This window comes from Paenarthrobacter sp. R1, from assembly GCF_030264015.1.
Classification (GTDB): domain Bacteria; phylum Actinomycetota; class Actinomycetes; order Actinomycetales; family Micrococcaceae; genus Arthrobacter; species Arthrobacter ureafaciens.
On sequence record NZ_CP127115.1, the window covers coordinates 3676746 to 3699497 of the forward strand.

A 22752-nucleotide genomic window follows, 5' to 3' on the forward strand; every position below is an offset into this window, starting at 1 on the left:
CTGCTGGACCGCGGGCCAAGGAACCAACGCAAGAATGTCAGGCGCGAGGGCAAGCGCAGCAACCCGCCAGGCAAGCACCGGGCATTACAGGAGTGTCATGGCCACCCGTCGTCCAAAGGTACCCAGGGCCGACGCCCTCGGCAGGCAGTCAGGCTCCCCGCCCGCCTCCGAACGCCACCAGGCCGGCGGCCCCGCCGATGAAACGGCCGGGGAGATCATCGAGGCCTCATTCGGCAGCAGCCCCTCGACCACGCCGGCAGGAACGACCGGTAGCGCCATCAAGGGAAAAGCAACGGGCGGGCCAAACGGTGCCGGCGCCGCGACTGCCGTGAGGAAGCCGTCCGCGCGTACCGGCACGCCGTCGAAATCCGCTCCTTCCCTCCGCGGGGCCTCCGCTCCGGACAGTAAGTCAGGAGGCGCCAAACAGGTCCCCGGTGATCATGAAAGCATCGATCCGGTACCGGCCAAGGCCTTCTCGGGACGCCTGTTGGCCTTTGCAGTGGTCATGATTGCCATCACGGTCATGCTGGCCCCCACGGTCAAGGTGTTCCTCGAGAAACGCTCCGAAATCTCGGCCCTGGAAGCGGAAATCGCGGCGCAGGAAGCCGAGCAGGAGGACCTGAACAAGCAGCTATCGCGGTGGCAGGACCCCAACTACGTGAAACAGCAGGCCCGCGACCGCATTAACATGGTTATGCCGGGTGAAACGGGATACTGGGTGTTTGGCGGGGAAGATGCCGCCGGAACGCCTGGGGGCCGCACCGGCTCCGGCACATCCGAAAACCCGGCCAACTTGCCCTGGGTGGATGCGCTTTGGGAGTCCATCAGACGATCGGCAACAGACTAGACGCGGTGCCCGCCGCCGTCGTGCCCTCCGGGGAGGCGACCACAAAGGGCAGGAAGGTTGGCAGCACAAGTGGAAGCAAACACGGCAGCCTTGCCGCAGGAATCCCGCCAGCCATCAGAACACGACCTGGATGTCCTGAGCCGCCAGCTCGGCCGTCCCGTCCGTGACGTCGTGGAGATCCCCGCCCGTTGCGTGTGCGGCAATCCGCTGGTTGCGGCCACGGCACCCCGGCTGAGTAACGGAACCCCGTTCCCCACGACGTTCTACCTGACCCACCCGGTCATTACGTCGGCGGTGTCCCGTCTGGAAGCAGCCGGGCTCATGAACCGGATGAATGACCGCCTGTCCGCCGAGCCGGATCTCGCCGAGTCTTACCGCGGCGCCCACGAATCCTACCTCCAGGCCCGGGACCAGATCGCCGAACGTTCCGGCACGGGTGCGGTTCCGGAGATTGCCGGAGTCTCGGCAGGCGGCATGCCCACCCGCGTGAAATGCCTGCATGTCCTGGTGGGCCACTCCCTGGCGGCCGGTCCCGGCGTGAACCCGTTGGGTGATGAAGCGCTGGAAGCCATCTCGGAGTGGTGGACCAAGGACCGCTGCTATTGCGACGGCGCATGGGACACCGAGGGTGAGGCCCCGTCGAGGGATCTCAGCCGCCATGGCCCGCAGGGCTTGCCTGGCATCGTTGGCCGGCCGGCCCCGGTGCGCAAGTCAAAGACCCCTGAGGACACCACTGCCGAAACGACGGAAGAGCGTCCATGAGCCGTGTGGCCGCCATCGACTGTGGAACCAACTCGATCCGCCTGCTGATCGCCGATTCCCCCAACGGGGGATCCGGGCCGTTGACTGACGTTGTCCGCGAAATGCGCGTGGTCCGCCTGGGACAAGGCGTTGACGCCACCGGGGAGCTCGCTCCCGAGGCCCTTGAACGGACCTTCGCTGCCGCCAAGGATTACGCGGAACTCATTAACAAGCACGACGCCGGCAAGGTCCGTTTCGTCGCCACGTCGGCAACGCGGGACGCCCGGAACCGGGACGTCTTCGTCGATGGCATCCGCGGGTTGCTTGGTGTGGAACCCGAGGTCATCTCCGGCGAGGAGGAAGCTTCCCTGTCCTTCGCCGGTGCCAGCAGCGTGCTGCCTGTCAAAGACGACGACGCCGTCCTGGTAGTAGACCTTGGCGGCGGCAGCACGGAGTTCGTCCTGGGTGACTCCAGCGGCGTCATCGCTGCCCGTTCGGTGGACATCGGCTGCGTCCGCCTGACGGAACGGCACCTCAAGGGCGATCCTCCCACCGCGGAAGAGATCGCAGCAGCGGAAGCCGACGTCGACGCAGCCATCAACCTCGCAGCGGAAACCGTTCCCTTCCACCGTGCCACCGCCGTCGTGGGCGTTGCCGGTTCCATTACCACCATCACGGCCCACGCCCTGGGCCTGAGCGAGTACCAGCCGAACCGCATCCATGGCGCCTACCTCGATTCCGGCACCATCAGCGATGCTGCGACCAACTTGCTGAACATGGGCCGTGCCGATCGTGCCGCCCTGCCCTACATGCACCCAGGCCGGGTGGACGTTATTGGAGCCGGCGCACTGGTGTGGCGGCGCATCGTCGCCCGACTGGTCGAATCGGGCAACGGACGCATCACTGGCGCGTTGGCCAGCGAGCACGACATTCTGGACGGCATTGCGCTAAGCATCCGGGGTTCTGCATGAGTATGCGGTTCCGGCGCAGCCTTTCCGCCTCGCTCGCGGCCTTCCTGGCCGGGGGAGCGCTGGTGGGCTCGCTGGCGACCGCACCGGCGGCGATGGCCGACTCGTGGCGGGACAAAGAGCACTGGCTCAAGGAATCGGGAATCACCAACGCCTGGCAGGTCTCGAAAGGGGCCGGCGTCAAGGTAGCCATCATCGACAGCGGTGTTGACGGCAACCACCCGGACCTCAAGGGAGTTGTCACCGGCGGCGCTGATGCCTCGAAAGCGGGAGCGCCGAACGGCCAGAAGAGCATCGGCGCCAAACCGGAGCACGGCACATTGGTGGCCACCATGCTGGCCGGCCGCGGACACACAACGACTACGGCTTCCCCGTCCGCCTCGCCGTCAGCGGCCCCCACTACGCCACCTGCGGGAGGGCCTGACGGGATAGTGGGCGTAGCGCCGGAAGCCGAACTTCTGTCCGTCTCAACGTGGCTTGGCTCGCCGAACCCCGGCGGAAAAACGGACCAGGAACAAATCCCGGATGCCGTTCGCTGGGCCGTGGACAACGGTGCGAAGGTCATCAACATTTCCTTGGGCAGCACGTCTCCGGACTGGCCTCAGAGTTGGGACGCGGCCTTCCTTTACGCCGAACAAAAGGACGTCGTCATCGTTGCTGCCGCCGGGAACCGGGTTGGCGGCAACGTCCAGGTGGGCGCACCCGCCACCATCCCCGGGGTCCTCACGGTCGCAGGCCTGGACGGCGACGGCAAAGCCAGCGTGGATTCCTCCTCCCAGGGCATCAGCATCGGTGTAGCAGCCCCCGCTGAAGACCTCGTGGGCGGCATCCCCGGCGGCGGCTACGCCGAGTGGGCCGGAACCTCGGGTGCAGCGCCCATCGTTTCCGGGGTCGCCGCCCTGATCCGGTCCAAGTGGCCGGAGATGAGTGCAGCGCAGGTCATCAACCGGATCGTGAGCACCGCCAAGGATGCAGGCGCCCCGGGCAAGGACCCGTTGTACGGCTACGGGATCCTTGATGCCGAGGCTGCTTTGAAGGGAACCGTCCCCACAACCAGCACCAACCCGTTGGGCTCCATCGGCGATTGGATCAGGGTCCATCGACGCGGCGACCTCAGCGCTCCGACCCAGGCTCCGGTCGAGAGTCCCACCAGCGCGCCTCCCACCTTGGCGGACCCCACCGTTCCCGTGGCGCAGGCTCCGGCGACGGTCGACGATGCTCTGCCGGCCGCCGTCGTGCTTGGTTTCGGCGCCTTGTTCATCGCCATCATTGCCGGTGCCGCAATCCAGTTGCGCCGGGCTTATAAAAACCCGCCGGCGACGCCGGAGGAGGCCGATACTGGCGTCATGGAAGCGGTGGATCCACCTACCAAACGTAGTTAGTGAAGATTTTCACAAAGTAATGTACTCTGGTGTCATGGCAACCACCCCAGAGCTCATTGACCGTCCCCGGGTTCTCGTCGTCGGCGGCGGCTACGTCGGCCTGTACGTAGCACTCAAACTGCAGAAGAAGATCGCGAATGCAGGTGGCATCGTCACCGTCGTGGATCCACTGCCCTACATGACCTACCAGCCGTTCCTCCCCGAGGTAGCCGGCGGCAACATCGAGGCACGCCACGCCGTTGTCTCCCACCGTCAGCACCTGAAGCAGACTGAGCTCATCCAGGGCCGCGTCACCAGCATCGACCACGCCAACCGCACCGCTGTGGTTGCGCCCTCGGACGGCGGCGCTCCGTTTGAGATCCCGTACTTCGACGTCGTCATGGCCGCTGGTGCCATCACCCGTACCTTCCCCATCAAGGGCCTCGCGGACAAGGGCATCGGCCTGAAGACCATCGAGGAAGCAGTTGCACTGCGCAACAAGCTCCTTGAGCGCATCGAAGCCGCATCCACCATGACGGACCCGGCCGCACGTGCCAAGGCCCTGACGTTCGTGGTTGTTGGCGGCGGCTTCGCCGGCATCGAGTGCCTCACCGAAATGGAAGACCTCGCCCGCGCAGCTGTGCGCAACAACCCGCGCATCCGCCAGGAGGAAGTCCGCTTCATCCTGGTCGAAGCCATGGGCCGCATCATGCCCGAGGTCACCGCTTCCCAGGCCGAGTGGGTTGTGGAACACCTCCGCAGCCGCGGCATCGAGGTCCTGCTGAACACCTCGCTGGACAGCGCCGAAGGCAACCTCAAGCTCATCAACCTCCCGGACAAGACCTCCGCCGGTGAAATCGAAGCAGACACCCTGGTCTGGGCTGCAGGCGTGCAGGCCAACCCGATGATCCGCTCCACCGACTTCCCGCTCGAACCCCGTGGCCGCGTCCGCGTCCTCCCGGACCTGCGCATTGCAGGCGACGAAGGCATCATCGAGAACGCCTGGGCTGCCGGCGACATCGCCGCTGTTCCGGACCTGACCGGCAAGGGCCTCCCGGACGGTACCTGCGTACCGAACGCACAGCACGCACTTCGCCAGGCCAAGAAGCTCGCCAAGAACCTCTGGGCTTCCCGCTGGGACAAGCCGTTGCACGATTACAAGCACAAGAACCTTGGTGCTGTAGCCGGCTTCGGCGAGTGGAAGGGTGTTGCGAACATCAACCTGCTGGGCCGCATCGGCCTCAAGGGCGGACTCGCCTGGTTGGCACACCGTGGCTACCACGGCATGGCCATGCCCACTGTTGAGCGCAAGTTCCGCGTGGTCTTCGGCTGGATCCTGGCCTTCTTCGCCGGCCGCGACACCACGCAGCTGATGGACCTGGACAACCCGCGCGGTGCGTTCGTGGCCGCGGCAACCCCGGCCCCGAAGCCGGCTGCTGCCGCTCCCGCACCTGCTGAAGCCAAGCCCGCCGAGGTCAAGACCCCGGTAACGGCTGACGCCAAGTAGCAAGAAGCACGACGGCGGCTGCTCCCCTGAGGGGGAGTGGCCGCCGTCGACGTTTAACGCCTCGCCGTCACACCGTGGCGGGCGCGCCTAGACTGTACGCATGCCCGGCGAAACTGACTTGGAAACACTTCTCGAATCCATGCAACCCGTTGTCCGCGAGGGCGACTACGTCTACGCACTGTGGCCGCACGGAAAGCCGCTGGAAGGCGACATCGAGGCTGCGGTCCGGGAAGCGGAGGGCCTGACCGTGGTTCTGCGGCGCGACGAAGCGGACCGGCTTGGCCTGCACTATGACTTCGTGGCTGCATGGATCACCTTGCAGATCCATTCGGCCCTGGAAGCTGTTGGACTGACTGCTGCGGTCAGTTCGGCCCTCACCCATGCCGGCATCAGCTGCAACGTCCTGGCCGGCTTCCATCACGACCACCTGCTGGTGCCGGCTGCCGAGGCCGGACGCGCCCTTGATGTGCTCCGCCTGCTGGGACGCGGAATAGTGCTGAGGGACGAACGCCCGGAGGATCGTGCGGCCATCCTGGAACTCGCCGCGAAGGCGTTCTCCGTTTCGCCGGTCACGGGGGAACCCGTCCAAGGTACGCCAGTGGAGGTGGGCCTGCTGCGGGAGCTCTTCGAGTGCGACGAATACATTCCGAACCTGAGCATCGTGGCGGAAATCGCCGGTGAGATCGTGGGGCACGTCATCAGTACCCGGGCATGGGTGGGGGACCTGGAACTCCTTGGCCTCGGGCCGATAGCGGTGGAGCCCACGCTCCAGCGGCGGGGGATCGGTTCTGCGCTGATGCGCGAGACCACGCTGCGGGCCACAGCGGCAGGGGAGCGCGGAATCGCTTTGCTGGGAAGTACCAGCTACTACCCGCGCTTCGGCTACGTCCCGGCGGCAACCGTTGGCGTCGCTCCGCCGGACGCCGCGTGGGGCGACCACTTCCAGTTGTTGCGGCTTCCGGCATGGCCCGACGGCGTGCGGGGAACCTTCCGCTACGCGGCGCCGTTTGAGCGCCTTTAGCGCAGGACATCTTCAGCTGGGATAACATGGTCCGGGCGCCCCAGTAGCCCAATTGGCAGAGGCAGCGGACTTAAAATCCGCGTGTTGTGGGTTCGAGTCCCACCTGGGGCACAACGGGAAAGGGAAGCGGAAATCCGCTTCCCTTTCCCGCTTTCTTTTTGAAGAGTTTTCCCAGCTGGCTCGTAGATTCCCCACAGGCAACGAGTGTTATAGGGATGTGACCTCAATCACTTATTTTCCCCGATCAATTGCACTAGTTTGAGTCTTAATCAGGAATACCTGAGTTATCGCATCAAAGGCGGTTCGCACCTTTCGATCGAGGAGACAACGAATGTTTGATCTTTCCCAAGCGGCGCCCCGGGCCGCCAAGCTGACAGCGCTTGGCATTGGGGTCGCTCTGCTCGCCACAGCCTGTGGCGGGTCTTCAACGCCGAGCCAGTCCAATACCGGCTCCAGCTCGGCCGCCGCAGCAGGCATTTCCTGCCCGGCACCCAGTGGAGGGGCGGGTGCAGGCAACAGCCAGGCCGCTACCAACTCTGGCCCCGTACCTCCCTCGACCACCACTACCTCCACTCCGCTCAAGATTGGATCGCTCCTGCCGACAACGGGGTCGCTGGCGTTCCTTGGCCCGCCCGAAATTGCCGGTGTAAACCTCGGCATCAAGGAAGTCAATGATGCAGGCGGCGTGCTCGGTGCTCCCGTCGAGGTGATCCACCGTGACTCCGGTGATACCAAGACCGATATCGCTACGCAGTCCACCACCGCCCTCCTGGGCCAGGGAGTCAGCGCCATCATCGGTGCAGCCTCCTCGGGTGTCTCCAAGACCGTCATCAACCAGATCACGGGTGCCGGTGTCATCCAGTTCTCGCCGGCCAACACCTCGCCGGACTTCACTACGTGGGATGACAAGGGGCTGTACTGGCGTACTGCGCCTTCCGACGTCCTGCAGGGCAAGGTCCTCGGCAACTACATGGCCACCTGTGGAGCCCAGACCGTTGGCATGATCGTGCTTAACGACGCTTACGGAACCGGCCTGCAGAAGAACGTCAAGGAAGCCTTCGAGGCTGCCGGCGGCAAGGTTGTGGCTGAGGAACTGTTCAACGAAGGCGACTCGCAGTTCAGCAGCCAGGTGGACAAGGTCCTCGCTGCCAAGCCGGATGCCATTGCCCTGATTACCTTCGACCAGGCCAAGAGCATCGTTCCGCTGATCACCGGCAAGGGCATCAAGCCGACGCAGCTGTTCATGGTTGATGGAAACACTTCCGACTACAGCAAGGACTTCCAGGCAGGCACCTTGAAGGGCGCCCAGGGCACCATCCCGGGTACCTTCGCCAAGGACGCCTTCAAGCAGAAGCTCCTGGCCATCGATCCCGCCCTGAAGGATTACAGCTACGCAGGTGAGTCCTACGACGCCGTGAACCTGATCTCCCTGGCCGCCGAGGCTGCCAAGAGCACCAAGGGTCCGGACATCGCAGCCAAGCTGAAGGAAGTCTCCGAGGGCGGCGAAAAGTGCAACAGCTACGCTGCTTGCGTGACGCTCCTTCGCGAAGGCAAGGACATCGACTACGACGGCCAGTCCGGTCCTGTGACCTTCTCCGACGCCGGTGACCCCACCGAGGCGTACATCGGTATCTACGAATACCAGAATGACAACACCTACAAGCCGGTTCGTGAAGAGTTCGGCAAGCTCTAAGCCGCACGCTCCTCAGTAACCACACGGGTCCCCTTCCAGCCGGAGGGGGACCCGTTGTGCGTGTTGGGCGCTGAGGCCCCGGCATCCCGGGCGCCGGCAATCCCACGGCGCCGGCAATCCCAGGCGCCGGCAATCCCAAGCCCTCGCAGGGCAGGCGTGCCGGCACGACCCACTTTGAGGGGAAAGCCCCCGGCTGGCACTCCAATCCTCGGCGTGTTGGGCGCTGACGTCTGCAAAGTGGGTCGTGGCGGTACGCGGCCGGTTCAGGAAGCGAACGGTTCGAAGCCTTCCAACACCCTTTCAAGCATGAGGACACCTTGCTGTTCGAAGGCCTGGTCTCCCACCTGATGTGCCCAGACCACGGTTCCGACGGCTTGGTTCAGGTTCTCGAGGCGCCACACGCCGGCCTCTTCCGGGGCCGTCGTCGTACAGCCAGTTCCTGGGTTGGAAATCACCGTGGGTGGTCACCAACTCAACAGGGTAAACCTCGACGGCGGCAAGCTCCTCAGCCACGCGGCGCACCACGGGTGCGGTCACAAGGCCGTCCAGGCGCTCGATGATCGCAGAAGTCCTGACCGCCATCGAGCGCAAGTAACTCGCGGATGTTCCCGCCGGCCGATGCAGCAGGGCAAGGAGCCTGCCGGCTTGGTAATAGGTATCCGATTCATGTTCTGCAGCGGTCCCGGCTACCAGCGTGCCGGGCAGGAATCCGGTGACCAACAGGCCGGCATCCGGTGCGGAGTGCAAAAGGTCAGGAATCCTGCCGCGAAGGCCGGGCAGCCCACGGGCGTACGCCTTGATTTCACGGCGGATGTGGTGGCTGGTCAGGCTGGCCTTCACCGTAACGTGCCGGCCATCCTCGGTTTCCAACTGCAGGACGGTAGTGTCCTGGAGCGGCCAGGAGTGGTCCTGGATCACAGTGAAGTGACCAAGCCAGGACGTCAAGAGTTCCAACTGTCGGCTGGAAATTGCGTCAGTCATCGGTCCAGCATGCCATCCCGCGGTTGATGAGGTGTTGTGGGGAACTGTGAACCCGCCAATTGGTTCTCGGGGGCCAAGAGCCCGCAAACGCAGAAAGGAGGAGTTCCGGGAGTCATTCCGGAACCCCTCCTTTGGCTGTGGAGCGATGCCTTTGCTAGACCTCGTCGGCCAAGGTGCCTAGGTAGAGCTGGATGACCTTCGGGTCCTTCATCAGTTCGCGTCCGGTGCCCGTGTAGGCGTCCCTGCCCTGGTCCAGGACGTATCCGCGGTCGCAGATCTGCAGGCAGCGGCGTGCGTTCTGTTCCACCATGATCACCGAGACGCCGGCACGGTTGATCTCGTGGACGCGCAGGAATGTCTCGTCCTGCTTGACGGGGGAGAGGCCGGCCGAGGGCTCGTCCAGGAGCAGCACGGCCGGGTCCATCATGAGGGCACGGCCCATGGCCACCATCTGCCGTTCACCGCCGGACAGCGAGCCTGCACGCTGCGCACGCCGCTTGCCGAGTTCGGGGAAGAGGCTGGTGACAAAGTCGAAGCGCTCGTTGAATACCTTGGGCCTCTGGAACAGGCCCATCTGGAGGTTCTCCTCGATGGTGAGGGTGGAGAAGACGTTGTTGGTCTGCGGTACGAAGCCCACACCCTGCGTCACCAGTTTGTTGGCTTTGAGGCCCGTAAGGTCCTTGCCACGCACCACGACAGTGCCTGAGTGGACCTTGACCAGCCCGAACATCGCCTTCAGAAGAGTGGACTTGCCGGCACCGTTGGGACCGATGATTCCGATCAATTCGCCCTTCCGGGCTTCAATGCTGCATCCGTTGAGGATATTGACGCCCGGAAGGTAGCCAGCCACGAGGTCGGTAACCTTGACGACGGCTTCTTCCGTGGGACTGCCTGCGGCGGCAGGCATGGCACTGGTGGCGCTCACTTGCCCTCCTCCTGTTTGGTTTCGGTGACGTCGGTGGACAGGATGCCGGCGTCCTCGGTTCCCACTACCGACTCGTCATCGGCAACGAGTTCGGCTTCGAGTTCCTTGATACCTTGGGCGTCGCCCAGGTCGACGTCGTGGTGGGCGCCGAGGTAGGCGTCGATCACGGCGGGGTTCTTCATGACTTCCCCTGGAGGGCCCTCAGCCACCACCTTGCCTTCGGCCATGACCACCACCCAGTCGGCGATGTGGCGCACCATGTTCATGTCGTGCTCCACGAAGAGCACGGTCATGCCCTCGGCCTTGAGGTTCTTGATGTGGTCCAGCAGCGACTGGGTCAGGGCAGGATTGACGCCGGCCATGGGCTCGTCCAGCATGACCAGCTTGGGACGGACCATGAGGGAGCGTGCCATTTCCAGGAGCTTCCTCTGGCCACCGGACAGGGAAGCGGCGTAGTCGTCCTTCTTGGCGTCCAGCTTGAACTTCTCCAGCAGGACGTTGGCCTGCGCGGTGATCTCCTTCTCACGGCCGCCCCACATACCCTTGAAGAGGGCCTTGGACAACCGTTCTCCGGGCTGGTTGGCAGCGCCCAGGCGCATGTTTTCCATGACCGTCAGCTTGCCCATCACTTTGGTGAGCTGGAAGGTCCGGACCATGCCCATGCGCGCCACCTTGTAGGAGGAGACGCCCGCCAGGCTGTTGCCCTCGAACTGCCACTGACCGGAGTTGGGGGTGTCGAAGCCGGTCAACAGGTTGAACAGCGTGGTTTTGCCCGCGCCGTTGGGGCCGATCAAAGCAGTGATCTTGTGCCGGGGAATCTCGAGGTACTCGACGTCGACGGCGTTAATGCCGCCGAAGGATCGCGTGACATTCTCCGCCACCACAATAGGATCGCGTTTCTTGCACCCGGGAGTGTTCTCGCCGACGGCGATCTGGCGGGTATCGGTCATGTAGTCGACGTTCTCCGTTGTTCCGGAGCCGCCGATTCCGGGGCTGGTCTGGTTGTTGCTTTCACTCATGCGAATGCAAGCTCCTTCTTATTGCCGAAGACGCCTTGCGGGCGGAAGATCATCAGGAGCATCAGGGCTACACCTACAAGGATGTACCGCAACTGGCCTGCTTGGACAGTGGTCAGCCACGTGATGGCACCCGACTCGATGAGGCCGTACAGGATGCTCTGGGTCAGGGACAGGACAACCCAGAAGATCATGGCGCCGATCACCGGCCCGAGCACCGTAGCCATGCCGCCGAGCAGGAGGCAGGTCCACAGGAAGAACGTCAGTTCGGTTCCATAGTTGGACGGCTGGACGGCGCCGCGGGGGAGCGTGAAAATCATGCCGGCCAGGGCGCCAAGGACACCGCCGATGACGAGCGCTTGCATCTTGTAGGCGTAGACGTTCTTGCCGAGCGAGCGCACCGCATTCTCGTCCTCGCGGATGCCCTTAAGCACGCGGCCCCAAGGGCTGCGCATCAGGAGCCCGACGAGGAGGCAGCAGATGATCACCAGGGTCCATCCGACGACGCGGATGAAGAAGTCCCTGTTGTTCATGCCCAGGTAGGACCCCTCCGGGAAGGGGTTCATTGAGTAGAAGTCGCCTTCGAAGGCTGCCAGGCCATTGGCTGAACCTGTCACGCTGGTCAGCTGGTTGGTGGTCACCACGTAGCGGACGATTTCCGCCGATGCGATGGTCACGATAGCCAGGTAGTCGGCCCGGAGGCGCAGTGTGGGTATGCCGAGGATGAAGGCGAAGATGACCGAGCAGAGAATGGCGATCAGCAGTGCTACGAAGAACGGAGCCTTGAACGTCAGGGTTGAGATCGCGAAGCCGTAGGCACCTACGGCCATGAAGCCTGCCTGGCCGAAGTTCAGCAGGCCCGAGTAGCCGAAGTGGACCGCAAGGCCCAAAGCGGCAAGTGCGTAGGCCGCCGTCGTCGGACTGTAAATTTCGCCAAGGGCGCTGGAAAAAATGAATCCGAAATCCATGGCCCGCTCCTAACCCACACGCTCACGCCGGCCGAGGATGCCCTGCGGTCGGAACAAAAGGACAACGATCATGATGAACAGGGCGCCAACGTACTTGAGGTCGGCGGGAAGGCCGAACACTGTTGTCAGCTCCACGAAGATTCCCACCACGATGGAACCGATCAGGGCACCGAAGACGGTTCCAAGGCCACCGAGGGTAACGCCGGCGAAGATGAGCAGCAGGATCTGGGAGCCCATGTCGAACGTGACGCCGGGGCGGTAGTAGGCCCAAAGGATGCCGCCGAGGGAGGCGAGGATGCCGCCCGTTACCCATACGATGCGGATGACGGAGTCGACGTCGATGCCCGAGGCTGCGGCCAGTGCCGGATTGTCAGCGACAGCACGGGTTGCCTTGCCGAGCCTCGTCTTCAAAAGAACGATGCCGATCACGGCAATGACGACGGCGCTGATGATGAGGGACCACAGGTTGTTGGGGGAAATGGAGACGGGGCCGATCTGGATCTCCGCGCTCTGTGCCCCCGGCAGCTGCTGCGTGGCGCCGCCAAAGAAGAACTGGATGACGTAGCGGACGGCCAACGCCAGGCCGATGCTCACGATCATCATGGGAACGAGGCCCGTACCGCGGCGCCGCAGCGGACGCCAGAGGCCCGCGTCCTGGGCGTAACCGAAGAGGCCGCCGCCCAGCAGCGCCAGGAGGATGGCGAGCCAGAAGGGGAATCCGAGTCCATTGAAAAGGAACACGAGCACGGCGCCCAGGGTTACCATCTCGCCGTGGGCGAAGTTGGTCAGGCCCGTGGTGCCGAAGATGAGGGAAAGCCCCACGGACGCCAAGGCAAGCAGGAGGCCGAAGCTCAAGCCCGCCACAAGGCGGTTGAGCAGGTTTTGTCCGAAGTCCTGTTGCTGGACCACGATGCCTTCGCCGAAGGCGAAGATCACGGACAGGTTGGACGTCTGGCTGAAGGTGACATCGCGGGGATTCTCTTGGCCGTCCGCGAGCTTGATGCCGTCCGGAAGGGTGGATTCGTCCAGTTCGACCTTGTAGGTGCCCTGGACCGGAACACCGATGCGCCAGGATCCGTTCTCGCTTGAGGTGGCCTCGCCTTCGAATCCGTTGCCGGTTGCCTTGATTTTGACGCCCGACAGGGGATTCCGGCTGTCATCGCGGAGGAAGCCGCTGATGCTGTTTTGGAAATTGGTGGCTGACGGCGAAGGCGAAGGGGTAGTTGCCTGCGCCGCGGGGGCGGCGATCAGCAGAACGGCAATGAGGGCGGCAAAGAACGCCCCCACGGATCTCTGCAGTCCTCTGGACCGTCTGGTAGACGGGTCGCGCAGTGTGCTTCTCAAAATGGAAAACCTCCACAGTGGGGGTGGTCCCGGCTGCGCCATTGCGGCCGGTGCGAACGGTTAGGGGGCTCGGAAAACGGTCATACTTAGTTGCCTCGAATGTGATCCAAGTCACCCGCGTGTGGCCTATGTTACCGCCCGGTGGGGTTGAAAAAGGTCCACGTCAGGCGCGCGAAGATCGCGATCGGATAACAACTGTGCCGCCACGGGCAACAAGGGTGCGGATCACGTTTCGGTTGCGGCTGGGGACGGCAGGGAACTATCCCTGCCGTCCGGTCGTGGTAATTGGTACCGTAAATTATCACTTAGCCCTTTCTCAGGAGGACACCCGCAATGGCCCTTGGCGGAAACCCGATCTTCAACGGAAAGAATTTCCGTGGAGCGAAGCAGGCCCCGCCTGTACCGCAGAATCCGTATGGCAACCCCTACGGTCAGCAGTTCAACCAGGCCCCCGGACGTGCTCCGAGCCAGGTCATGGACGGCCACGCCGCTTGGTCTGCGCAGCAGCAGAACATGACCAACGAGCAACTGCAGCAGATGTACAACCAGCCTGCGGCAGGCCCGGCCGACACCGGACGGATGACGTACGACGACGTCATCATGAAGACCGTCATGTGCCTTGTTGTCCTGGTGCTTGGTGCCGGAGTCACGCTCTTCGTGGCACCGGCCATGGCCACCATGCTCATGATCGTCGGCGCCCTGGGCGGTTTCGTCCTGGCCTTGGTCAACACCTTCAAGAAGCAGCCTTCGCCCGCGCTGATCCTCGCGTATGCCGGCCTCGAAGGTCTCTTCCTGGGTGGCCTAACCCGCTTCCTTGACGCCATGTACCCGGGCGTTGGCCTGCAGGCAGTCATCGGCACCTTGGCCGTCTTCGGCGTGACCCTCGCCCTCTTCAAGAGCGGCAAGGTCCGTGCGACCCCCAAGATGGTCCGCTTCTTCATGATCGCCACCATCGGCTACGCAGTATTCGCCCTGATCAACCTGGTGATGATGTGGACCGGCGCCGTGCAGGAGCCGTTCGGCCTGCGCACCAGCGTTGAAATCTTCGGCATTCCGCTGGGCGTCTTCATCGGCATCCTTGCGATCGGCCTTGCAGCCTTCTCCTTGATCATGGACTTCACCAGCATCGAGGAGGGCGTTCGTGCAGGCGCTCCGGAACGCTACTCCTGGACGGCTGCCTTCGGCCTGACGGTCACCCTGGTGTGGCTGTACGTCGAAATCATCCGCCTCCTGGCAATCCTGCGCGGCGACGACTAGCCCCGGACCCAAGCAACGCAATGCCCCCGAAGAGTCTTCGGGGGCATTGTTGTACCAGCACGCGGCTGAGAGCCGGCCTGACGGCGCTTGGGGGGGGCGGGAGCCAGCTCCTCGCGGCTAGCGCAGGCGTTCCAGCACCACGGCCATTCCTTGTCCGCCGCCCACGCACAGTGTGGCCAGGCCCAGGGTTTTGTCGCGTTCCTGCAGGCCGTTGATCAGGGTGGTAGCCATCCGGGCCCCGGTCATGCCGAAGGGGTGGCCCAAGGCAATGGCTCCGCCGTGGACGTTGAGCTTTTCCGGATCGATGCCGAGCTCCCTCGCGCTCGCGATCACCTGCACTGCGAAGGCTTCATTGAGTTCCACCAGGTCGATGTCCGCCATAGTGAGCCCGGCTGTGGCCAGCGCGCGGCGCGTGGATTCAACGGGGCCCATGCCCATGAGTTCGGGGGAGAGTGCGCTGACGCCCGTGGAGACCACCCGCGCCAGGGGTTCAAGTTCCAACTCGCGGGCCCTGGCATCGCTCATGACCACCATGGCCGCGGCTCCGTCATTCAGCGGGCACGCATTGCCCGCGGTCACTGTGCCTTCGGTCCGGAAGACCGGTTGCAGGGCCGAGACCGCCTCCAGCGTCACGCCGGGCCGGGGCGAATCGTCGCGATCCACCACTGATCCGTCCTTGCGGGTGTACGGAGTGATTTCGCGGGCATAGAAGCCCGAAGCGATGGCAGCCTCTGCCCGGTTCTGGCTCAGCACGCCCCATTCGTCCTGTTCGGCCCTGCTGATGCCGTACGACGTCGCCACGTTCTCGGCCGTTTGGCCCATGGAAATGTACACGTCGGGCAGCCGTCCGCCGAGGCGGGGGTCGGTCCACGGAATGTTCGACGCCGCGCGGGCGGCGGTCCGCTGGGCGGCAGATTCAAAGGCCGGGTTGTGGTTGGCTGCGTCCGTTTCCCCGGCCCCGGCCCAGTCCCGGTAACGGGATACAGCTTCTACGCCAGCGGACACGATCGCGTGCGCTTCGCCGGCCTTGATGGCATGGAAGGCCATCCGCAGGGTCTGCAGGCTGGACGCGCAGAAGCGGTTGATGGTGGCGCCCGGAACATGGTCAAGCCCGGCGAGGACGCCGACGACGCGGGCCATGTTGGAGCCGGCCTCACCGCTCGGTTCTGCGCAGCCCAGCAGGAGATCGTCCAAGCCATGGCCATCCTCGGCGCCGGGATCGAATCCGGGCAGTTTGGCCAGGGCGGCTTCCACCATGGCGGTGGCAAGATCGTCCGGGCGCTCGTCCTTCAGGGAGCCCTTGAAGGCCCGCCCGATGGGGCTCCTGACGGTGGAAACAATCACAGCCTCAGTCATTGCCCCAGCTTACGCCCGCGGTGCGGGCCGGGCTGCAGGCGCTTAGGCGAGACGAAAAGCCCCTTCGGCCGGCGTCACAGTGAAGATGTCCGGTGCGGTGTAGCCGGCTTCGGCGAAGGAACGCACGACGGCGTCGCGCACCTTGTGTTCCTCGCCCACCGGTGTCAGGGCGATGGCCGAGCCGCCGAAGCCGCCGCCGGTCATGCGGGCCCCGATGGCCCCGTTGGCACGGGCGGTGTCCACCGCAAGATCGAGTTCCGGGCAAGAGATTTCGAAGTCGTCCCGCATGGACGCATGGCTGGCATCCAGCAGCGGCCCGATGCTGGCCGGTCCTTGGGCGCCAAGCAATTCCACCGTTTGCAGCACCCGGTCGTTTTCGGTCACCACATGCCGGACCCGCCGCATGGTTACCTCATCCAGCAGCCCGGAGGCCGCTTCCAGGTCTTCCACGCCAACATCCCGTAGCGCCGTGACTCCCAGCACCTGGGCGCCGAGTTCACAGGAAGCCCTCCGGGAGGCGTATCCGCCGTCGGCGTGGGAGTGCGAGACCTTCGTGTCGATCACCAGGAGGACCAGTCCGGAAGCCTCGGCGTCGAACGGAACGAGTTCCACGTGCTGGTCCCTGCAGTCAAGGAACACGGCCTGTCCCTTGGCGCCGCGGAGCGAAGCGGACTGGTCCATGATGCCTGTGGGGGCGCCCACAAAGATGTTTTCGGCCCGCTGCGTAGCGAGTACCAGTTCCTCGGCCGGAAGGTTGGCTCCGGTGAGCTCGTTGAGGGCGGTGATGACGGCGCACTCGATCGCGTGCGAGGAGGACAGGCCGGCGCCGAGGGGAACGTCGGAGTCCAGCAGGAGCTCGAAGCCGGGGACGCTGACGCCGCGCTCCTTCAGTGCCCAGGCGACGCCCAAGGGGTAGCGCGACCACCCTTCCCCGGAACCGGGTTCAAGGCCGTCGAGGCTGGCTTCGACCAAACCGTGCCCGCCGAAGGTGGACAGCAAGCGGACCGTTGAATCGTCGCGGACCCGCACAGCCACCTTGGCTGTCTTGTCGATGGCGAACGGCAGAACGAAGCCCTCGTTGTAGTCGGTGTGTTCCCCGATGAGGTTGACCCTCCCCGGTGCTTGCCAGACGCCGTCCGGGACTGTTCCGAATGCTTCATGGAACGCCGCGGTCAGGGTGAAGACATCGGTGCTGGTGGTCATGCGGGGGAGTCCTCCATGGTCTTGGCGGAGGCTGGTGCCACGGCAACGCTGCGCAGGCGGTCAGCCACTGCCTCCGGGGTGGTGTCGTTGATGAATGCGCCCATGGCGGCCTCCGATCCGGCAAGGTACTTCAGCTTATCCGCCGCCCGCCGCGGTGAGGTCAGTTGGAGGTGCAGCTGCCCGGACGGCCGGAGCACCGGGTCCAGCGGGGCCTGGTGCCACGCTGAGATGTAGGGCATGGGCGTTGGGTAGAGGGCATCCAGGCGCTTGAGAAGGTCAAGGTAGACGTGCGCCAACTCTTCCTTTTCCTCGCCCCTGAGGCCCGCCAGATCGGCCACATGGCGGTGGGGGACAAGGTGCACTTCCAGGGGCCACCGCGCCGCGAAGGGAACGTAGGCACTGAAGTGCTTGCCTTCGAGGACCATGCGGCTGCCGTCCTCCCTTTCCGCCCGCAGAAGGGATGCCGCCAGCGTTTCTTTCGCGCCGACATCGTCATAGTAGCGGCGGGCGACCGCACCCAGGTTCGCTGCCCGCGGCGTCACGTACGGGTAGGCGTAAATCTGGCCGTGGGGGTGGTGGAGTGTCACCCCGATGTCCGCACCACGGTTCTCGAACGGGAACACCTGTTTGATGCCGGGCAGGGCGCTGAGGGCTTCAGTCCGTTGAGCCCAGGCTTCGATGACGGTCCGGGCGCGGGTTTCCCCCAGCTCCGCGAAGGATCCTGTGTGCTGCGGGGTGAAGGCGACCACCTCGCAGCGGCCCAATGCCGGTCCCTTGAGTCCATGGCCCCCGGTGGAAGGCGCCGGAGGGATGTCGCCCGCAACCGGTCCCAGGGACGGGAAGCGGTTCTCGAACACCACGACGTCGTAATCAGGTGCCGGGATCTCCGACGGATTCGCCGCCGTGGTGGGGCAAATGGGACATTGGTCGGCCGGCGGCAGATGGGTGCGGCTTTGGCGGTGGGCCGCGATGGCCACCCATTCTCCGGACAACGCGTCGAACCGGACTTCGCCGGGTTCCCCGCGGGGCGGAAGGTCGCGGTGGTCCACCAAAGCCCCTGGCGGGCGCGAGGGGGTTTCCGGGTCATCGAAGTAGATCAACTCGCGGTTGTCCGAGAGGCGGGTGCTGGTAACGCGACGGCTCATGTGGACCATGATTCCACAATCGCCCAAAAACGCATAATTACTAACAAAACTTAACATCGGCCGATGCTGCAGGCCGGACGAGTACGGTATTGCCATGCCCGATTCTTCCGCGCCCCCAGCATCCACTCCCGAAACCGCACCGCGCCGATACGCCACCGGCCGCCAGTTCGAACTCCGGCGAGGTGACGCCGTCGCCGTCGTTACCGAGTTGGCTGCCGGACTGCGGCTCTATGCGCGGGCGGGCGTGCACCTGACCGAAACGTACGGCGACGCGGACATCCCGCCGGGCGGCACGGGAATCACGCTCGCACCGTGGGCAAACCGCATCGAGGACGGTGCGTGGTACCTCGACGGCGAGAAGCAGCAGCTGGACATCACCGAAGTTGCCCGCAACAACGCCAGCCACGGACTGCTCAGGAACACCGGGTACGCCCTGGTGGACGAATCTGAATTCTCCGTCACGCTCGAAGCCGCCGTCTTCCCACAGCACGGGTACCCGTTCCTGGTACGGCACCGCGTCCGTTACGAACTGGACGCGGACATGGACCTTCGCGTCCGGCAAACCCTGGTGAACGACTCGACGGCGGACGCCCCCTTCGTCCTCGGCGCCCACCCCTATCTCCGGATCGGCGAGGTTGCGAGCGAGGACCTCACCCTCACCGTCAAGGCCGGTACGCGCCTGGTAGCCGATGAGCGGCTAATACCCCGCAGCGCAGCTGCGGTGGACGGGGAGTTCGACCTATCGGCAGGCAGAACCGTTGGCGGGCTGGACATCGATGCCTCCTACACGGATCTGGAGTTCGACGGCGGCATCGCGCGGCACACGTTGTCGGCACCGGACGGACGCAGCGTCAGCCTGGTCCATGACCAGAGCGCCGGATACGTCCACGTCTTCGTGACCGACAAGTACCCCGGACGTCCCAAATCGGTGGCCATGGAGCCCATGACCGGTCCTGCCAACGCCTTCAACAGCGGAGACGGGCTGCGCTGGTTGCCGCCGGGCGGTTCGTTCACCATGTCCTGGGGAATCACGGCGGCGCTTTAGCAGGACTGTCCGCGTCCGGGCCGCTCAGTTTCCCATACGGCCCGGGCTACGGAATTATGGGTTCATGACGCCAACACCGGACGCCAAAACCCGTAGTGACCGCCAAATTGCCGAAGATATCCCGTACGGCGTGCGCATAGCAGCAGCCTGGTCATGGCGGGTAGGCCTGATCCTGGTCATGATCGGCATCCTGGTGTGGTTGCTCGGAAAGGTCAGCTTCCTCATCATTCCCGTCATGGTGGCCTCCCTCCTGGCGGGTCTGCTGTACCCGGTGGTGGTGTGGCTCCGCAAGCGGAAGGTACCCAACGGCCTGGCTGTCGCCATCACGGTCCTCGGCTTCATTGGGCTGATCTCCGGTTCGCTGGCTTTGGTGGGCCGTCAGCTTGTTTCCGGGTTCGGGGAATTGTGGCAGGAAGCGCTCGCCGGCATTCAACAGATCCAGACATGGCTTGCTGACGGACCGCTGCACCTGACCGCGGACCAGATCGACCAGTACATTGCCGATGCTGCCAACGCCCTGCAGAACAACAGCAGCAGCATCCTCAGTGGTGCCCTGTCCTTCGGCAGCACCGCCGGGCATTTCGCCGCAGGCCTGGTCCTGGCGCTGTTCATCCTGATCTTCTTCCTCCTCGAGGGCCAGCGGATCTGGGCTTTTCTGGTCCGGCTCCTGCCGAAGAAGGCCCGTGCTGCCACTGACGGAGCCGGGCGGCGCGGTTGGACCTCCATGGTCAACTACGTACGCATCCAGATGTTCGTCGCCTTCGTCGACGCCGTGGGCATCGGCGTCGGTGCCGCCATCATCCAGGTACCACTGGCTCTGCCCTTGGCCGTGCTGGTTTTCATCGGTTCATTCATCCCCGTGGTCGGTGCCCTGGTTACCGGTGCCATCGCCGTGCTGCTTGCCCTGGTGGCCAACGGTCCGGTCAACGCGCTGATCATGTTGGCGATCGTCCTGCTGGTCCAGCAGCTGGAAAGCCACATCCTCCAGCCCCTGGTCATGGGCAAGGCCGTGGCACTGCATCCGGTGGCCGTCATCCTCACTGTGGCTGCTGGTTCCTACCTCGCAGGCATTCCCGGAGCGCTCTTCGCAGTCCCCATCCTCGCCGTAGTAAACACGGCCGTTCGGTACATTGCCGGCCGATCGTGGGAACATGATGGGGGACCGGGTGCCGTGGGGGCTCCAACGGCTGAAGGTTCGCCGGGACCGGATGGTGACTCCAACCTCAAGGACGCGGAGTTGCCCGTAGGTCAATCACGCGGCGCCACCGGTACCGAAAGCAAGGCCAGGGCTTCAGGAAGCATCCCCGAGGAGCGACCCGGAGCCGACACCACAAAAGGAGAATAGTCAGTGAATACCCTCGAAACCCTGCCCGTCACCCTGGACGATGTCCTTAAGGCGCAGGAGCTGCTCGAGGGCATTATTACCAAGACTCCCGTGGAGTCGTCCCGTGCCTTGGGAAGCCTCGTGGGCGGGAACGTCTTCTTCAAGTGTGAAAACCTCCAGCGCGCAGGATCGTTCAAGGTCCGCGGCGCCTATGTCCGGATGGCACGTTTGTCCGAGGAAGAGAAAAAGCGCGGTGTGGTTGCAGCCTCGGCCGGTAACCATGCCCAAGGCGTAGCGGTTGCTGCGAAAAGCCTTGGAATCAAAGCCCGGATCTACATGCCGTTGGGCGTGGCACTGCCCAAGCTGGCCGCCACGCGAAGCCACGGCGCAGAGGTGGTGCTGCACGGCCACAACGTGGACGAGGCACTCGCCGAAGCCGAACGCTACGCCATCGAGACCGGAGCGGTCTTCGTCCATCCCTTCGACAACGTGGACGTCGTAGCGGGACAGGGCACCATCGGCCTGGAGATCCTGGAGCAGATCCCCAACGTTGACACTGTCCTCATGGGCGTCGGCGGTGGCGGACTGCTGGCCGGCGTGGCCGTGGCCATCAAGGCGAAGGCCAAGGAGCTCGGCCGGGAAATCCGCGTCATCGGCGTGCAGGCGGAGAACGCTGCCGCCTATCCGCCGTCCCTGGCCGCCGATGCCTTGGTGCCGCTGAAGAAGGTTTCCACCATGGCGGACGGCATTGCCGTGGGACGGCCGGGACAGTTGCCGTTCAGCATCATCCGCGAGCTGGTGGACGATGTAGTGACGGTCAGCGAGGACTCCCTGGCCCGGGCACTGATCTTCCTGCTAGAACGCGCCAAGATGGTTGTGGAACCGGCCGGTGCCGTGGGCGTAGCCGCACTGCTGGACGGCAAGATCGAGAACCCGGGGAACACCGCCGTCGTACTTTCCGGCGGCAACATCGATCCCATGCTGATGCTGAAAGTCATCCAGCGCGGCTTGTCCGCGGCCGGAAGGTTCATGACTGTCCGGATGATGCTTGACGACCGTCCGGGCTCGCTGGCCACCATCGCCCGGATCATCGCCGAAAACGACGCCAACGTCACCGGGCTGGACCACACCCGCCTGGGCGGCTCGATCAGCATGGGCGATGTGTCCATCACCATCAACCTGGAAACCAAGGGACACGAACACGGCGAACAGGTCCTTGGCGCGCTACGGGCCGAGGGCTTCCAGCCGATCGTGGTGCATTAAGGGGGCGCCATGGTGCTTGGAAGACCTGACGGCTCCAGTGCAGAGACCCGGGAGTCGCTGGCGGCCAGGGCCAGGGGCGGCCTGCTGTTCATGGGCGGCTTCGTGGCACTGCTCTACGCCATCGAGTTCGTGAACACCCTGATGCTGCATGGACTGAACCGCACTTTCGGCCTGCGGTCCCGCACCTTTGACGGCGTCCTGGACATCCTGACGTTTCCTTTGCTGCACGCCAACCTGAACCATCTGTTGTCCAACACCCTGCCCTTGCTGATCTTCGGGTTCCTGGTGTTCCTGGCCGGCCTGCGTGTTTTTATCACTGCCTTGGCGTTCAGCTGGCTGGGTTCGGGCCTGACCGTGTGGCTGATTGGCGGGGGAAGCGTCACAGTGGGCGCCTCCGGCCTGGTGTTCGGCCTGTTCGCGTTCTTGTTGGTCCGCGGGTTCTTCAACCGCAACTGGTGGCAGATCCTGCTGTCCGTTGTGCTGTTCATGGCGTACGGCGGCATCCTCTTCGGAGTGTTGCCCACTGTCATGGGTTTCATCTCCTGGCAGGCCCACCTTGGCGGCGCGATCGGCGGCGTCGTTGCTGCCATCCTCCTTCGCCCCAAGCCCCGGGACACTCCAAGCAGCTCCCGCTTCCCCGTCTGACCCAACTGAGTCGCAGCTGTGCGCGTTTTGAAGGCTGAAAACGCGCACTAATGCGACCTGGTTGGGGGAGTCGGGGACGCAAAACGCCGGCCCTCCCACGCAAAGGGGAAGGGCCGGCGTCGTGCTTTAAGCGTTTGGTACT

Annotated in this window: 20 protein-coding genes and 1 tRNA gene; 13 read left to right on the top strand and 8 right to left on the bottom strand. The window is 64.5% G+C overall.

The features are described from left to right. Positions 1 to 97: 97 nt before the first annotated feature. The 8 genes from QN084_RS17730 (at position 98) to QN084_RS17765 (ending at position 8138) form a co-directional block, all read left to right on the top strand. Positions 98 to 847, top strand: coding sequence for an FtsB family cell division protein (locus tag QN084_RS17730; RefSeq protein ID WP_062095679.1), 750 nt, complete (start codon positions 98 to 100; stop codon positions 845 to 847). Positions 848 to 916: 69 nt separating this feature from the next. Continuing rightward, positions 917 to 1609: a DUF501 domain-containing protein gene (locus QN084_RS17735; protein ID WP_170828527.1), complete on the top strand. Its 693-nt coding sequence runs from the start codon at positions 917 to 919 to the stop codon at positions 1607 to 1609. Further along, a complete protein-coding gene (locus QN084_RS17740; protein WP_069694717.1) occupies positions 1606 to 2559 on the top strand; it encodes a Ppx/GppA phosphatase family protein in 954 nt (317 codons plus the stop codon). The genes QN084_RS17735 and QN084_RS17740 overlap by 4 nt, the downstream gene beginning before the upstream one ends. Then, complete coding sequence (locus tag QN084_RS17745) at positions 2556 to 3938, top strand: S8 family serine peptidase (RefSeq protein ID WP_069694718.1); 1383 nt, start codon at positions 2556 to 2558, stop codon at positions 3936 to 3938. The genes QN084_RS17740 and QN084_RS17745 overlap by 4 nt, the downstream gene beginning before the upstream one ends. 34 nt (positions 3939 to 3972) lie before the next feature. Then, positions 3973 to 5424 carry an NAD(P)/FAD-dependent oxidoreductase gene (locus QN084_RS17750; RefSeq protein WP_031216240.1) on the top strand — a complete coding sequence of 484 codons (1452 nt, stop codon included), beginning with the start codon at positions 3973 to 3975 and terminating at the stop codon, positions 5422 to 5424. A 100-nt stretch (positions 5425 to 5524) separates the two neighbouring features. Next, positions 5525 to 6445, top strand: coding sequence for an N-acetyltransferase (locus QN084_RS17755; RefSeq protein ID WP_069694719.1), 921 nt, complete (start codon positions 5525 to 5527; stop codon positions 6443 to 6445). Between the two features lie 37 nt (positions 6446 to 6482). Continuing rightward, positions 6483 to 6556 (top strand) — tRNA-Leu (locus QN084_RS17760). 220 nt (positions 6557 to 6776) lie between these two features. Continuing rightward, entirely contained in the window at positions 6777 to 8138 is a 1362-nt protein-coding gene (locus QN084_RS17765; protein ID WP_069694720.1) for an ABC transporter substrate-binding protein, read from the top strand. A gap of 300 nt (positions 8139 to 8438) precedes the next feature. Here the strand turns inward: QN084_RS17765 and QN084_RS17770 are convergent, their stop codons facing one another. The 5 genes from QN084_RS17770 to QN084_RS17790 form a co-directional block, all read right to left on the bottom strand. Then, positions 8439 to 9119, bottom strand: a complete 681-nt coding sequence (locus QN084_RS17770) for a phosphotransferase (protein ID WP_069694721.1) — start codon at positions 9117 to 9119, stop codon at positions 8439 to 8441. A 154-nt stretch (positions 9120 to 9273) separates the two neighbouring features. Further along, positions 9274 to 10044, bottom strand: coding sequence for an ABC transporter ATP-binding protein (locus QN084_RS17775; RefSeq protein WP_021471519.1), 771 nt, complete (start codon positions 10042 to 10044; stop codon positions 9274 to 9276). Continuing rightward, positions 10041 to 10994, bottom strand: coding sequence for an ABC transporter ATP-binding protein (locus QN084_RS17780; RefSeq protein WP_374978463.1), 954 nt, complete (start codon positions 10992 to 10994; stop codon positions 10041 to 10043). Before QN084_RS17780 ends, QN084_RS17775 begins: the two co-directional genes overlap by 4 nt. 65 nt (positions 10995 to 11059) lie before the next feature. Continuing rightward, entirely contained in the window at positions 11060 to 12028 is a 969-nt protein-coding gene (locus QN084_RS17785; protein WP_069694723.1) for a branched-chain amino acid ABC transporter permease, read from the bottom strand. A gap of 9 nt (positions 12029 to 12037) precedes the next feature. Next, entirely contained in the window at positions 12038 to 13315 is a 1278-nt protein-coding gene (locus QN084_RS17790) for a branched-chain amino acid ABC transporter permease (RefSeq protein WP_021471516.1), read from the bottom strand. Between the two features lie 390 nt (positions 13316 to 13705). On the opposite strand from QN084_RS17790, the gene QN084_RS17795 reads away from it, so the two are divergent. Further along, positions 13706 to 14629: a Bax inhibitor-1/YccA family protein gene (locus tag QN084_RS17795; RefSeq protein ID WP_021471515.1), complete on the top strand. Its 924-nt coding sequence runs from the start codon at positions 13706 to 13708 to the stop codon at positions 14627 to 14629. A 117-nt stretch (positions 14630 to 14746) separates the two neighbouring features. On the opposite strand, the gene QN084_RS17800 is transcribed toward QN084_RS17795, so the two are convergent. The 3 genes from QN084_RS17800 to galT are packed head-to-tail and all read right to left on the bottom strand — an operon-like array spanning position 14747 to position 18333. Next, positions 14747 to 15985, bottom strand: coding sequence for an acetyl-CoA C-acetyltransferase (locus QN084_RS17800; RefSeq protein ID WP_069694724.1), 1239 nt, complete (start codon positions 15983 to 15985; stop codon positions 14747 to 14749). A 42-nt stretch (positions 15986 to 16027) separates the two neighbouring features. After that, positions 16028 to 17188, bottom strand: coding sequence for a galactokinase (gene galK / locus QN084_RS17805; RefSeq protein ID WP_069694725.1), 1161 nt, complete (start codon positions 17186 to 17188; stop codon positions 16028 to 16030). Then, the gene (gene galT / locus QN084_RS17810) at positions 17185 to 18333 is read right to left on the bottom strand and encodes a galactose-1-phosphate uridylyltransferase (RefSeq protein WP_374978460.1); all 1149 of its coding nucleotides are present in this window, start codon (positions 18331 to 18333) and stop codon (positions 17185 to 17187) included. Before galT ends, galK begins: the two co-directional genes overlap by 4 nt. Before the next feature lie 94 nt (positions 18334 to 18427). Here galT and QN084_RS17815 point away from each other — a divergent pair, with 94 nt between their 5' ends. From QN084_RS17815 to QN084_RS17830, 4 genes are all read left to right on the top strand, one after another. Next, positions 18428 to 19378, top strand: coding sequence for an aldose 1-epimerase family protein (locus QN084_RS17815; protein ID WP_062095690.1), 951 nt, complete (start codon positions 18428 to 18430; stop codon positions 19376 to 19378). A gap of 64 nt (positions 19379 to 19442) precedes the next feature. Further along, the gene (locus tag QN084_RS17820; RefSeq protein ID WP_062095693.1) at positions 19443 to 20723 is read left to right on the top strand and encodes an AI-2E family transporter; all 1281 of its coding nucleotides are present in this window, start codon (positions 19443 to 19445) and stop codon (positions 20721 to 20723) included. Positions 20724 to 20726: 3 nt separating this feature from the next. Further along, complete coding sequence (gene ilvA, locus QN084_RS17825) at positions 20727 to 21965, top strand: threonine ammonia-lyase (RefSeq protein WP_069694727.1); 1239 nt, start codon at positions 20727 to 20729, stop codon at positions 21963 to 21965. Between the two features lie 9 nt (positions 21966 to 21974). Then, positions 21975 to 22610: a rhomboid family intramembrane serine protease gene (locus QN084_RS17830; RefSeq protein WP_069694728.1), complete on the top strand. Its 636-nt coding sequence runs from the start codon at positions 21975 to 21977 to the stop codon at positions 22608 to 22610. Positions 22611 to 22752 lie beyond the last annotated feature (142 nt).

Excerpts from the sequence above, each read along its gene's own strand:
- galK (WP_069694725.1), bottom strand. The coding sequence starts at position 17,188 with ATGACCACCAGCACCGATGTCTTCACCCTGACCGCGGCGTTCCATGAA.
- QN084_RS17815 (WP_062095690.1), top strand. The coding sequence starts at position 18,428 with ATGCCCGATTCTTCCGCGCCCCCAGCATCCACTCCCGAAACCGCACCG.
- galT (WP_374978460.1), bottom strand. The coding sequence starts at position 18,333 with ATGAGCCGTCGCGTTACCAGCACCCGCCTCTCGGACAACCGCGAGTTG.
- QN084_RS17785 (WP_069694723.1), bottom strand. The coding sequence starts at position 12,028 with ATGGATTTCGGATTCATTTTTTCCAGCGCCCTTGGCGAAATTTACAGT.
- QN084_RS17830 (WP_069694728.1), top strand. The coding sequence starts at position 21,975 with ATGGTGCTTGGAAGACCTGACGGCTCCAGTGCAGAGACCCGGGAGTCG.
- QN084_RS17780 (WP_374978463.1), bottom strand. The coding sequence starts at position 10,994 with ATGACCGATACCCGCCAGATCGCCGTCGGCGAGAACACTCCCGGGTGC.
- QN084_RS17745 (WP_069694718.1), top strand. The coding sequence starts at position 2,556 with ATGAGTATGCGGTTCCGGCGCAGCCTTTCCGCCTCGCTCGCGGCCTTC.
- QN084_RS17765 (WP_069694720.1), top strand. The coding sequence starts at position 6,777 with ATGTTTGATCTTTCCCAAGCGGCGCCCCGGGCCGCCAAGCTGACAGCG.
- QN084_RS17770 (WP_069694721.1), bottom strand. The coding sequence starts at position 9,119 with ATGACTGACGCAATTTCCAGCCGACAGTTGGAACTCTTGACGTCCTGG.
- QN084_RS17755 (WP_069694719.1), top strand. The coding sequence starts at position 5,525 with ATGCCCGGCGAAACTGACTTGGAAACACTTCTCGAATCCATGCAACCC.
- QN084_RS17795 (WP_021471515.1), top strand. The coding sequence starts at position 13,706 with ATGGCCCTTGGCGGAAACCCGATCTTCAACGGAAAGAATTTCCGTGGA.
- QN084_RS17800 (WP_069694724.1), bottom strand. The coding sequence starts at position 15,985 with ATGACTGAGGCTGTGATTGTTTCCACCGTCAGGAGCCCCATCGGGCGG.
- QN084_RS17750 (WP_031216240.1), top strand. The coding sequence starts at position 3,973 with ATGGCAACCACCCCAGAGCTCATTGACCGTCCCCGGGTTCTCGTCGTC.
- QN084_RS17820 (WP_062095693.1), top strand. The coding sequence starts at position 19,443 with ATGACGCCAACACCGGACGCCAAAACCCGTAGTGACCGCCAAATTGCC.
- QN084_RS17740 (WP_069694717.1), top strand. The coding sequence starts at position 1,606 with ATGAGCCGTGTGGCCGCCATCGACTGTGGAACCAACTCGATCCGCCTG.
- QN084_RS17730 (WP_062095679.1), top strand. The coding sequence starts at position 98 with ATGGCCACCCGTCGTCCAAAGGTACCCAGGGCCGACGCCCTCGGCAGG.